General features: G+C 37.4%; 10 protein-coding genes and 1 pseudogene. 1 reads left to right on the top strand and 10 read right to left on the bottom strand.

What is annotated here, in order from left to right; genetic code table 11:
• Positions 1–87: 87 nt before the first annotated feature.
• From PDT38_RS12555 to PDT38_RS12515, 9 genes and pseudogenes are all read right to left on the bottom strand, one after another.
• On the bottom strand, positions 88–705 hold the full coding sequence (locus PDT38_RS12555) for a hypothetical protein (protein ID WP_270802026.1): 618 nt from the start codon (positions 703–705) through the stop codon (positions 88–90).
• Between the two features lie 411 nt (positions 706–1,116).
• Positions 1,117–2,186: pseudogene (locus tag PDT38_RS12550) on the bottom strand (IS1182 family transposase); the annotation flags it as partial.
• A gap of 81 nt (positions 2,187–2,267) precedes the next feature.
• The gene (locus PDT38_RS12545) at positions 2,268–3,041 is read right to left on the bottom strand and encodes an MBL fold metallo-hydrolase (RefSeq protein WP_394356276.1); all 774 of its coding nucleotides are present in this window, start codon (positions 3,039–3,041) and stop codon (positions 2,268–2,270) included.
• Positions 3,042–3,129: 88 nt separating this feature from the next.
• Positions 3,130–3,702: a VanZ family protein gene (locus tag PDT38_RS12540; RefSeq protein WP_270802154.1), complete on the bottom strand. Its 573-nt coding sequence runs from the start codon at positions 3,700–3,702 to the stop codon at positions 3,130–3,132.
• A gap of 30 nt (positions 3,703–3,732) precedes the next feature.
• Positions 3,733–6,276: an ABC transporter permease gene (locus PDT38_RS12535; RefSeq protein WP_270802024.1), complete on the bottom strand. Its 2,544-nt coding sequence runs from the start codon at positions 6,274–6,276 to the stop codon at positions 3,733–3,735.
• Between the two features lie 12 nt (positions 6,277–6,288).
• Positions 6,289–6,960: an ABC transporter ATP-binding protein gene (locus PDT38_RS12530; protein ID WP_270802023.1), complete on the bottom strand. Its 672-nt coding sequence runs from the start codon at positions 6,958–6,960 to the stop codon at positions 6,289–6,291.
• Between the two features lie 18 nt (positions 6,961–6,978).
• The gene (locus PDT38_RS12525; protein WP_270802022.1) at positions 6,979–7,392 is read right to left on the bottom strand and encodes a hypothetical protein; all 414 of its coding nucleotides are present in this window, start codon (positions 7,390–7,392) and stop codon (positions 6,979–6,981) included.
• 848 nt (positions 7,393–8,240) lie between these two features.
• A complete protein-coding gene (locus PDT38_RS12520; RefSeq protein ID WP_270802020.1) occupies positions 8,241–8,690 on the bottom strand; it encodes a hypothetical protein in 450 nt (149 codons plus the stop codon).
• Positions 8,691–8,923: 233 nt separating this feature from the next.
• Positions 8,924–10,054: a DEAD/DEAH box helicase gene (locus tag PDT38_RS12515; protein ID WP_270802017.1), complete on the bottom strand. Its 1,131-nt coding sequence runs from the start codon at positions 10,052–10,054 to the stop codon at positions 8,924–8,926.
• A gap of 136 nt (positions 10,055–10,190) precedes the next feature.
• Here PDT38_RS12515 and PDT38_RS12510 point away from each other — a divergent pair, with 136 nt between their 5' ends.
• Complete coding sequence (locus PDT38_RS12510; RefSeq protein WP_270802014.1) at positions 10,191–11,747, top strand: ABC-F family ATP-binding cassette domain-containing protein; 1,557 nt, start codon at positions 10,191–10,193, stop codon at positions 11,745–11,747.
• Between the two features lie 39 nt (positions 11,748–11,786).
• Here PDT38_RS12510 and PDT38_RS12505 read toward each other — a convergent pair whose 3' ends face one another.
• A complete protein-coding gene (locus PDT38_RS12505) occupies positions 11,787–12,209 on the bottom strand; it encodes a MerR family transcriptional regulator (RefSeq protein WP_270802011.1) in 423 nt (140 codons plus the stop codon).
• Positions 12,210–12,292: the final 83 nt, after the last annotated feature.

Raw genomic sequence — 12,292 nt, 5'->3', positions numbered from 1 at the left:
ATATCTAGTCGAATAAAATATAGCTGATATTAATAAAAAAACAGAACCTAAAATACTTTTAATCATAAATTTGCTGCTCTTTTCATTTTAGAATTTAACCACTCTATACTGACGCTCTACCCATCTTTGCGGGTACACATATTTTGTAGCGTAAACTTTTGAACGGGGATGATACTTTTGTTCTTGTTTAACCTTATACTTTTTGTACACATGTCTATACTCTAAACGATACCTTCCACTCTTATATTCCTTAGACACAAAACCTACTGTTTGCGACCACGAGTCCGTAATGTCAAAGCCAACTACGGCCTCCAAATCTCTTAGCGGAATTTTAAGTGTACCAGAATATCTATTAGCAACAGTTCTAGTATGAGATGCAGTTAACCTTCCCCCACTTATCGTAGAAGCTCCAGCATATTTCCATGAGCTATATGAATGGCCTTGATAAGTTTTAGAAACCCCAAACCACATTAAGCTTCTTTCTAATGGAGAAAATGAATGATCTTCTTCAAAAAAAGCCTCTGCACCTATTGTCTCATCATTAGATACAAAATCTGTGTAGATATCAACAACCACTTCACCTTCTGCTAATCCAGAATTAACATCTACATCCAATTCACTTGCTGACGATTTTGTAGTAGGAACAAAAAATAATGTGAAAACCAATGCCACAGATGCAATCGATGATAAAATTACTTTTTTCATACTTGCCACCCTTTCCAGTTTGTATTAAACTGGATGACTTGCCTTGATGAAAATGATCGAAATTTCAGATAAATTCAAGCGTATTTATCTTTTCAAGCCCTCCTTTCTTGTTCAAATTAACACCTTAAAATACTTCATTCAACATAAATATCATTTTTTTCACGCCATAATCTTATAAGCTTCCGTCTTATACTTTCCCTGCTCCTCCAGAACCTATTAATCCATAAGATCTTTTCTTTAGTAGCTGTTGTAGTCACATTTCCGCCAAACGAGACCAATGTCATTAAATATTCTGCCACTTATCTTGGCCTTCTTTTCCGATTTAATATAAAAATATATTTCTCTAATCCCAGTTTTATTATAATATAGGCTGAGACTCATATCTTCCTCTTGGTGAGGGCTCCCACACACCTAGCCTATCTTGGTCTTCTTCATATTCTGGCAGGCAGCTGTGAGGAGAACTTGTTCCGTTACATTTTGTTTTCCCCTCAACCGACAGTAGCGAAGCCCATGCAATTGTTTTGAATCCTCAAAGCTTCGCTCTATTTTTTCTTTTCTTCTTTGATAAAGTATTTTTTCTGAGACAGACAAGCGATTTTGTCTGACCTTTTCTTTATGGTCTTCCCATACGTGTCTAGAGATGACTTTTTGATGTTTTTTCGATCGTGTACAGTTAGGGCATGAGGCGCACTGTTCAGGATTTGATTTATAAAATCTGTAGCCTTTTCGATCAGTTGTAGAATAAGAAAGTATTTGTCCATTTGGACAGATGTAGTTGTCTTTCTGTTTATCGTATTGAAACTTCCACTTTGGAAACAAACCTCTTGTCGGATGAAAGCGCCTGTGGGCAATGACACCAAAAATGTGACGATCGAACAATCCTTTACAAATGGGCGTTGTTAAATAACCAGAATCAAGACCGACTGCTTCTATCTTAAAACCAAAACGGTTGATTTGATGATCTAATTGGTCAAGATAAGGCATAGAATCATGAACATTGCCAAGTGTTACATGGGCATCAGTAATCATATTATATTTCATATCTGTTGTACGGTGATCCAAATAGAAAAAGCCTTCGGGTTTGTTTTCACAATAAGGATAGCCACTTTCGGGATCGGTTGTGCTTTACCTGATCTCTTTTTCACCTTTCACCTCCTCTTTAGCTTTCAGAGGCTTTTTTCATGTGTCTCCCGATCTTCTTGAATCGCTTCGTTTAAATCATGAATGTAGTTTAGTGTATCCTGTGTAACAGTTGTTCTCATGTATTTATGCTTATTGGCATTGGCTTTGAGGTGGGTAGAGTCAGTGAATAAGACACGCCCACCTACCATGTCATGATTGATGGCTTAAAGGACGATTTCATCAAAAATATCTTGGAAGATATTTTTGTCTTTAAAGCGAGTGCGTCTATTCCAGCTGATGGTCGAATGGTGTGGGACTGGATCATTGATATTTAATCCTAAAAACCACCGTTCTGAGTTCATTTTAATACCACGCTGAAAGCTTATTGGAACCCTAGGTCTTTAAAGGCTGCCGAGATTTTCTCGACAGCCTTTAAAGACCTATGAAACAGGAAGCCGATTTGAAAGATCGAACAATTCCTGTGAATAGTCGGTTCCTTTCATTGGGACACCGTGGCCTGTTAATAAAGATGCAGGCTGTAACTCTGCCAGCTTTCTGATCGAATCCGCTGCTTCCATGAAATCCATTGTAAAGTAGGCTGGTGGACCGTTGAGCTCTTGCTTTTGAATAGCAACTTCAAAAAGAGATTCTTGTTCAACTGTTGTCACCGCATCACCGGCAATTAACGTTCTATCTGACTGTCTAAACAGCGAAATATGACCAACTGTATGACCAGGTGTTTCTAACCATTCCCAGCCATTAAGAAACGGAACAGATCCATCTTCAGGTAGAGGCTTGACATTGGCTGAAATATCGATTGAATGTCGTGGAAATAATGGTGAAAGTTTGGCAACAAGACCATCTTTTATTTGCGGTTTTGCTGGTGGATAATCGGCTTTCCCTGTTAAATAAGGCAGTTCTTTCGGATGGGCGAATACAGGAACAGACGATGTATCCAACAACTCTTTCAAAGCCCCGACATGATCAAAGTGTCCATGCGTCAGAACAATCGCTTTCAGCTTGAAATCACCAAACTGTCTTTCCGCTTCATCAAGTATGAAAGAAGCAGATTTTGGCATTCCCGCATCAATTAACACCACTTCCCGTGAATCACGATTAAAAATAAAATAAACATTAACAATTTGAACCGTTAATCCGTAAACTCCATTTGCATACTCTTCCATAACTCCGCTTTTAACAGATGTTAAAGGCATCTTCATCATTTTCACCGCCATTTTTAAATATGTACGGTTAGTTTTGATCTATTGCCAAATCATTATGAACTAAAACACAGTTCAGTTTTTACCAACGTGATGACGTATGATAAGAACGTTTTTTTGGCAATAAACTTAGCACATAACGGCAAAGGCTAAAGCCAAACATACTACCAAATGTATTTAACATCAAATCGTCAACATCAAAAGACCTTGCTTCGATCAAACCTAATGCAGAGAATCCAAGCTGTAAGCTTTCAATGATCAAACTCGTCAGAAAAGACAGTAGTAGCGCTTTTTTAAAGGTTGTTTCTTTCCAGAGAATTCGAAGATAAACCCCTAATGGAAAAAGTAGCAAAACATTGAGTGCCGTCAGTTTAACAGCATTCCAAAAAAAGAAGTCAAATCCCCCTTGCTGATACATCTTGACCCAGTCGCTCACAAAATAAAAGGGAATCAACTGCACAATCAGTCGGGCAAATTCTTTCTGCGGAGGAACATAAATTCCACCGATTGTATAATGAAAAACACCGCATAAAAACACCAAAAAGCTCGCAAAAATAACTTTTCTAAAAAAGCTGGTCTGTTTTCGATGCTTAATCAAATCATATACAAAATAAAGCAAGACAAAAACAAAACCGACCTTCCCTAAATAAACCATTGAAGCCACAACCATCCACACCTTTTCACATTATTCATCAATTTTTAATGAGTTGGAAATACTCATACTTTTAATTTTGTAGTACGGAACAAGAAGCGAAAGCATAGCGAAACTAGCAATACTTAAAACCGCATACCAATAGTACCTCAAATAATGAAAAACCCCGGAAGCAGGTGGGCTTGTCAACATCATCATCCAAATGATCAGACCGCTGACGAGAAACGCGATCATCAAATAAACAATTAGTTCGATTAGCAAATCTTTTAAAATTGCTTTTACACTCTTACCAACCGCTCGATATATAGCATGTTCAGTCTGTCTTTGTATGGCTTTCGAGTACATAACAGCTGCTAATGATAAAGCCGAATAAAATGTTGTCGTCAAAAATAAGATCATTCCAAGAATTGAAAGATAGTTCGAAATGACCTCATATTTTTCGTTGTGCTCTTCATCTGAATCGTACATGCTACCAGGAATAGAAGCAACAATTTGTTTTGCTTTTTTTGTAAGTGCTTTCTTATTCTCTTTAGAGATATGAAGATCTGCAAAAATCACAAATTGCTTATATCCAGAAAAAACGTGATGCGTGTGTGCAACCTTTTCAGAAATAGCAACAGTAATTCCGTCACGTTCGATCGGAACTTGATTCATTTTGATTTGAAAGGGTGCACTGATCACCTTTCCAACCTTAAAATCCCAATGTTTAAATGTAAGCTCTTCATTTTTTTTGGTCTGCTCAACTCTGCCGATTTTTACATGGTCTTGCGAGTTAATTCTATTTTTCAAAGCTGCTTTCGGAAGAAATAGGAATGCAGTTTTCGATTTTTCAAATTTTTCAACTGCACTTTTTTCAATATGATAGTTTTTTTTAAGATAATTAAGTTCCTGATCATTGACTAAAACAAACTTGACATTTGGTATGGGGGTGAGGTTTTTAGGAATATTTAAATGATCTACCATACTTTCTGAAATTTCTCCATCTGTATTTTCCTGTTTATTGTCATTGATCCAGGATACAAAATAAGGTGAAAGCTGTTGTTTCGTCAACAACAATGTCGTTTCAAGTGTATTCGGGTATTTATCAACATACAGAACACCAGGAAAATGAAGAAGTTCATCTGCTGTTTGATAACGAAAGGAAACAGATTGATTCGTTTCAATCATAAATCCATTTACTTGCTCTTGAATGATCATTTGTTTTGAAGCAAGGGTATAATTAAGCGTTTTTTGATCATCATGACCCAGTGTTTCATCAGCAATTAACTGTGTAAAAAAGAACATCAAAATAGAACATGCCAAAACTGCCGTCAAAAGTACAGTTGATTTCCAATGAAACAACAATTGAATGAGTAAAGATTTTAATTTGAATGGTAAATTGGCGATTTTCTGATATAGACGAGAACCTTTAGGTGTTAACTGATTTCCTTTCAGATGGTGGGCAATCGAATGTTTATTCATTTTCCCCATGATCATCCATCCCGTAAAACATAATGAGCAAAATAATAGGCCCGTCCATATGATGACAATCGGAACGGCTTCTACCATTGAAGAAAAAACGTTCATATCAGTCAATCTTTGAGGATGGAGTTGCCCTTTGAAAAGTATGCCAATTGGAAATGCTACTAAAAAGCTAATCAGTATGAGGATAAGGCTTTGATAAAAGATCAGCAGAAAGGAATGATATTTTTTTGCACCGTAAGCTCTTAAGATTGCCATTTTTTTGCGATAGTCGCGATAAAAAACTTCAAACAATTGATAGCAACAGAGCATCGACCCTAATATTAAGACGATTGAAAACAGCAAGCAAAACATTGCGATTAACTCAGATTTTTTTAACCCTTCTTCAAAAAGGTTTTCATTTGCATATAACTGTTCAATATTTGATAAGTGACTTTCAAAATTTTCATACAAGTCATTTTCAATCTCTTCAACCTTGTGTTGTTTGACTGAAAAAATGAGACTTTTTTGTATCTTAGATTTCGCTTGAACACTTTTTCGATTTACAAAAATATTCGGGTATGTATTATAGCCATTTTTAATATCAACTGGAGCTGACCAATTGGCTGAATAATTTTCAATGATGCCGACTATTTTAAATGATTCTTCTATTCCCCCTATCTTTAGTTTAACTGTTTTGCCTAGTGAATTTTCCTCATTGAAAGCTTGTTGTAAATATGACTCTATCGCTATTTCGTGTTGATCTTTAGGCATTCTTCCTTTTAAAAGACCGATATGTCCTAATTGAAGAGCATCCTGATCCATCCAGCCTATCGTTGCTCCCAGATTTGAGTGATCAACATGTTCGGTATATCCAGCTAATGAGATGCTTCCAGATTTCTCTATACTTGAATTGTTCTTCAGCTCGTTCAGCTGTTTATCAGTTAAACCATTGATAACCCCATGATGTTCTCCATATTTTTCATAAGACTTTTCTTTTGTGAATGTCACAATATCATTTGTTGCACTGTTTACCATAATCAAAAAGATCATCGAAATGGCAATGACAAGCAGCATGACAAAAAACAGCTTTTTTCTCTGAAATAATGATTGAAAGGCAAATTTCAGCCAAAACATAAGACAACACCTTCATCTCGTTTTTAGTACACCATCTTCAATTAAAAATAGCTGATCTGGTTCTTCTACTAAATTTTCGTCATGTGTAACAACCACCAAAGTTCTATGTTTTTCTTTACATAATTTCACCAACAGATCCATGACATTTTGACTGTTTTTTGTATCTAAATTTCCAGTTGGTTCATCTGCAAAAATGATCTCCGGGTCGTTTGCCATTGCTCTGGCGATTGCTGTCCTTTGTTGCTGTCCACCAGATAGCTGATAAGGAAACGCAGTTAGTTTTTGTTCGATTCCTAAATGCTCTGCAAGTTCCCGAATATATGACATATTGAATTTTTTCTTATTCATCACCAATGGCAATATGATATTATCAAATACCGAAAGTTCAGGAATTAAGTGATAAGCTTGAAAGACAAAACCAAAATGCTGACCCCTAATTTCTGCTTGGGCCGCATCATGGAGTTGATAAAAGTTTTGCTGCTGAAATAATAATTGACCTTTAGTAGGTTGTTCCATTCCTCCAAGCATACTCAATAAAGTAGACTTTCCTGAGCCACTCTTTCCCATGATGACATTAATAGACCCTTTCTCAATAGCAATGGAAGCAGGGTGCACCGCATAGAATAGCGAAGCACCCTCACCAAAAGACTTGGCTATTTGATTCGTTGCTAGAATCATGCTCATATGATCTCTCCATTAATCTTATTGTATAACGTTCCCTCCGCCTTTAATATTGATCCCATAATCGGAGTATGTGTGTTTAATCACTTTTATTCTATAATCTCCTCCACTGACCTTCCCTACATTTTTTGTGTATCTACTTCCAGTTGTTAATTGACCAGTGTCACGACTTTCAAAAGACCAATTTTTTTCAAGATATACCGTATACTGATGTTTATCTGATAATGTTCTACCAGTTCGCACATTAATTGTATCTGCATTGGCAGTTATAGTTGTGGACTTGTTGTTTAAATTAAACTTGTAACTTCCAGTGACTGAAGAGCGAATATTAAAAGAGTAACCTTTACTGTAAGCCAGGCCAATAGCACTGATGCTCAAAATAAGGCCTAAAATCAAAGTGGATACAATGACTTTCCTTTTTTTATTTTTCAACACTATCTCTCCTCCCTTCCAAACCGCCTATAAATTTGAATTTAATACAACAATAAACATTCAGCTAAATCGTAGCTCACATATGATGAAGTGTCAACGTCATTTTATTGATTTTTAGAATGAAAACATCATAGAGGATTTTGAACATGAACGACTATGTTTATTGAATACTTCATCAAATGAAAGTAGCAACAAACAAATCTACTTTTTTAGGAATCAACATTTCTTTAAAATATAGTTATCCCATCAAATTCCACCTCCTCCTTTTACATTAAATATTAACATCAATTACCACCTGAAAAACTGACAAAATTTATCTAAATGATGACAATTAAAACCACCAGTGTGAACTAGCGGTTTGCTCTGCGGCTGAAAGCCTGGAGAGGATTTATCCTTGGAAGGGGTATAGCGATGAACATTGTCACGCATTGGTGGCTGTTCGAGATGGTACCGGTGTCCGGGGTGCTGCGAGCAGGACGACGAGTACTTAATATAGAACCGCAATGCGGCGCCATTTAACCACCCGAGGTCACCGTAGAGGAGCTTGGACACGCCGCCGGCAGATCCGAAAGCATGCGATTAGAGCAATACGGTGAACTGCAGCACAGATTAAAGAGCTGATCAATAACCAAAGACCAAAAATGTTAGAGTTTGACGTAGGATACAAAATATTTTATATATCACCATCAAAACTCCCAATATTATCAATGGTTAAAAACCTCTTTCGACCCCGACCATCGTTGTTCAACCACCAGATATAGCAGGGTGCACCGCATAGAATAGCGAAGCATCCTCACCAAAAAACTTGGCTATTTGATTCGTTGCTAAATTCATATGATCTCTCATTAATCTTATTGTATAACGTTCCCTCCGCCTTTAATATGGACATCAGGAATATCGGGGGCTGGGAGTTTTTTAACCACTTGCACTCTATAGTCCCCTCTACTGACTTCACCTACATTTTTTGTGTATCTTCTTCCAGTTGTTAATATACCCGTGTTATGAGTCTCAAAAGACCATTTTTTCGCAATATAAACCGCATACTGCTGTTCGTTTGCTGATGGTTGACCAGTACGCACATTAAAGGAATCTGCTCCTGCTGTGATTGTCGTGTACTTGTTGTCTAAATTAAAATTGTAACCTGTCCTTGACGCAATTTCAGAGCCCAGATCAAAGGAGTAACCCTTGCTGTAAGCCAGACCAATCGTACTGAAGCTCAAGATGAGACCTAAAATCAAAGTAGAAACCATGATCGTCCTTTTTTTATTTTTCAATACGATCCCTTCCTTCTTTTGATTCACCCGAAAATTCACATATGAGGAAGTGTCAATCACATGATTAAATTCTTAAAATTTTACCGCTAGAATCGACTACTTCATCCACTGGAAAAGCAACGAGAAATCTCTTTATATCATTCCATAAAATTCTATCAACTCCTTTCACATTAAACATTAACATAAAATCCCACTAACTAAACGAATTAAATGAATCTAAGTCATGACAAAAAAACTGCCCCTATTTAAGGAGCAGTCTTCTATTTCTCAATCACTTTTCCTCTTTCATAAACAATCGGTTGCAGATGAATATCTAATTTCTTAGCTAGTTTTGCTAATCTTTCTGCTTCACCATGGTTGACAAGGCTAATCACGGTTCCTTCATTACCGGCTCTCCCTGTTCGCCCAGAGCGGTGAATATAGCCTTCTTCATTTGGTAAATCAGCATGAATGACATATGGCAAATCTTGAATGTCGATGCCGCGTGCTGCGATATCTGTTGCTAGTAAAAGCGGGAATTCTCCTGCTTCAAATGCTTGCAAGATCTTCGCTCGCTCCATTTTTTTTGCTTCACTATGAAGGACACCAACATCAACATGATGATAATTAAGTTTTTCAGCGTACACAGTTAAATTGCCAATATCCTTTACAAAAACGAGTGCATGCATCCCCTCAAGTCTAGAGAACTTTTGCAAAATTTTAATTTTATCACGCTGATCACAAACGAGAAATTGATGTTTTACTTTTGTTGATTCTTCATTCGTGCGTTTTATTCGCACAAGCTCTGCTTCATTTGTCAGATCATTGAGCTCTTGTTCGACTTCTTTCCTTAATGTTGCTGAAAAACAGAGGAGCTGCCGATCCCTAAGGGTTGATTTGATAATCCCTTGAATCGTACCGCGATGCTCTGGAGTCAGGAGGTGGTCTGTCTCATCAAGAACAATCGTTTTAACTTCATGCATTTTCAGCTTTTTTATTTTGATCAGTTCAAATACACGACCAGGTGTGCCAACAATAATATGAGGATGTTTTTTTAGCTTTTCTTGCTGTTTTTTGATGTTGACTCCACCGATTAAAGAAGCTGCTCTAAGATCAGATCCTTTTTTCCATTCGACAATCACATCGAATATTTGCATAACAAGCTCTCTGGAGGGTGCAATGATCACGGCTTGAACATGTTTTTGATCCGGTTTGAGCTTTTCCAATAAAGGTAAAACATAGGCGAGTGTTTTACCTGTTCCCGTCGGTGACTCGGCAATGATATCACGCCCTTCTAGAATGGGCTCGGCTGTGTGATGCTGAACTGCAGTCGGTTGCTGAAAACCTGTTGCTTCCCAATTTGTCTTAATAAATGGTTGGACTTTATTTAAAAATGGCCAATTATCTGTCATGTTTTTCTCCTTTATTCTCTGGTTGATTCTGCTCTTAGTATCTCAAAACAAAAGCGGTAGCGCAATTTTTCTTTTATTGTCCCCCAACTGTTCGATATAATCTTAGAGAATGCTAAAAACATTAGAGGTGCAAAACATGAGTTTATTATCGGTAACAAAGTTAAGTCACGGTTTTGGTGACCGGGCGATCTTTCATGATATTTCCTTTCGATTGCTAAAAGGAGAACATGTCGGTTTGATCGGAGCAAATGGTGAAGGAAAATCTACCTTCATGAATATCATTACAGGAAAACTAGAACCTGATGAAGGGAAAGTAGCATGGTCAAAAAAAGTCCGTGTTGGCTACCTTGACCAGCATACAGTACTTGAACGTGGACGGTCGATCCGTGATGTGTTGAGAGATGCTTTCGATTATTTGTTTAAGATGGAAGAAGAAATGAACGCGATTTACGGCAAAATGGGCGAGGTCGATCCAGATGAACTCGAAAAATTGCTTGAAGAAGTCGGGATCATTCAGGATGCTTTAACAAACAATGATTTTTATGCGATTGATGCAAAAGTTGAAGAAATTGCCCGTGGTCTAGGGCTTCAAGACCTTGGCCTTGACAGAGATGTGACAGATTTAAGTGGCGGTCAACGGACAAAAGTACTGCTTGCCAAACTGCTTCTTGAAAAACCTGACATCCTCCTGCTTGATGAGCCAACAAACTACTTGGATGAGCAACATATCGAATGGCTGAAGCGCTATTTGCAAGAATATGACAATGCGTTTATTCTAATTTCTCATGATATCCCATTTCTAAACAGTGTGATCAATTTAATTTATCATGTTGAAAATCAGGAGCTTACTCGCTATGTCGGTGACTATGATCAATTCCGCGAAGTCTATGAAGTAAAAAAACAACAGCTTGAAGCAGCTTATAAAAAACAACAGCAAGAGATTTCTGAGCTAAAAGATTTCGTGGCTCGTAATAAAGCCCGTGTCAGTACGCGCAATATGGCGATGTCCAGGCAGAAAAAGCTTGATAAGATGGAGATGATCGAACTGCCGTCTGAAAAGCCAAAACCGGAGTTTCACTTTAAACAAGCAAGAACATCAGGCAAACTGATCTTTGAAACAAAAAATCTTGTCATCGGCTATGATGAACCACTATCCCGTCCATTAAACTTGAAAATGGAACGCGGCCAAAAAATCGCCTTGTATGGCGCAAATGGAATTGGGAAAACAACTTTACTGAGAAGCCTGCTTGGTGAAATTTCTCCACTTTCAGGTGAAGTTGAGCGCGGTGAGTACCTTCATATCGGTTATTTTGAACAAGAAGTTAAACAAACCAATAACAATACTTGTATTGAAGAAGTCTGGAATGAGTTCCCCTCGTTTACTCAATATGAAATTCGTGCCGCTCTAGCAAAATGTGGATTGACCACAAACCATATTGAAAGCAAGGTTTCTGTATTAAGTGGAGGAGAAAAAGCAAAAGTCAGACTCTGTAAGCTGATTCATTCGGAAACAAATCTACTCGTTCTTGATGAACCGACAAATCATCTTGATGTTGAGGCGAAAGACGAATTAAAGAGAGCCCTAAAAGAATATAAAGGTTCGATTTTGCTCATTTCCCATGAACCGGAGTTTTACATGGATATTGTAACAGAAACATGGAACTGTGAATCATGGACAACAAAGGTTTTATAGTGAAACACAAGGCTGCTGAATGGCAGCCTTGTTTCTTCTTTACTCAAGCGGTTTAAGCGCATTCTCGACTTTCATTTGCATGTCTCCAAGATACTGCTTAAATGTATGAATCTTTTCCAGTTTCTTATCAATCATACACATTTGTTCGCTTAGCATATCTTGAATTTCCTCAAGTTTTGCTTTTCTTTCTCCCTTATCTAAAGATAATAAATATCCTTCTTTATTCATCTCAAGTTGTTTGCTTGTTTCGATAAATTGTTGTAGCTCTTGCAAAGAAAATCCTAGTACTTCTTTTGTCATAACCACTTTCTCAAGCTCTTCTAAATCGTCTTCGGAATATAGACGGACTCCGCCATCAGTACGCTTTGGTGCAGAAAGCAGGCCAATTTCTTCATAAAAACGGATCGTTCTTTTTGTCAAACCGCTTCGTTTCGCCATTTGGTCAATTTTCATCCAGTTCATAGCCTTACCTCCCATGTCTTTTACTACATTTATTATACAACGAATGTTTACGTAAACGTTAGCGAAAAATTTCTCGGGAAATG

It is taken from the genome of Bacillus changyiensis (assembly GCF_027706145.1).
GTDB classification, from domain to species: domain Bacteria; phylum Bacillota; class Bacilli; order Bacillales; family Bacillaceae; genus Bacillus; species Bacillus changyiensis.
Note: the sequence above shows the minus strand (reverse complement) of the source record. Positions and strands in the feature narration are given on the sequence as shown.

What these genes read in the sequence shown, in the direction of transcription:
- PDT38_RS12530 (WP_270802023.1), bottom strand. Translation starts at nt 6,960, where the DNA reads ATGAGCATGATTCTAGCAACGAATCAAATAGCCAAGTCTTTTGGTGAG.
- PDT38_RS12545 (WP_394356276.1), bottom strand. Translation starts at nt 3,041, where the DNA reads ATGCCTTTAACATCTGTTAAAAGCGGAGTTATGGAAGAGTATGCAAAT.
- PDT38_RS12555 (WP_270802026.1), bottom strand. Translation starts at nt 705, where the DNA reads ATGAAAAAAGTAATTTTATCATCGATTGCATCTGTGGCATTGGTTTTC.
- PDT38_RS12540 (WP_270802154.1), bottom strand. Translation starts at nt 3,702, where the DNA reads ATGGTTTATTTAGGGAAGGTCGGTTTTGTTTTTGTCTTGCTTTATTTT.
- PDT38_RS12515 (WP_270802017.1), bottom strand. Translation starts at nt 10,054, where the DNA reads ATGACAGATAATTGGCCATTTTTAAATAAAGTCCAACCATTTATTAAG.
- PDT38_RS12505 (WP_270802011.1), bottom strand. Translation starts at nt 12,209, where the DNA reads ATGAACTGGATGAAAATTGACCAAATGGCGAAACGAAGCGGTTTGACA.
- PDT38_RS12510 (WP_270802014.1), top strand. Translation starts at nt 10,191, where the DNA reads ATGAGTTTATTATCGGTAACAAAGTTAAGTCACGGTTTTGGTGACCGG.
- PDT38_RS12535 (WP_270802024.1), bottom strand. Translation starts at nt 6,276, where the DNA reads ATGTTTTGGCTGAAATTTGCCTTTCAATCATTATTTCAGAGAAAAAAG.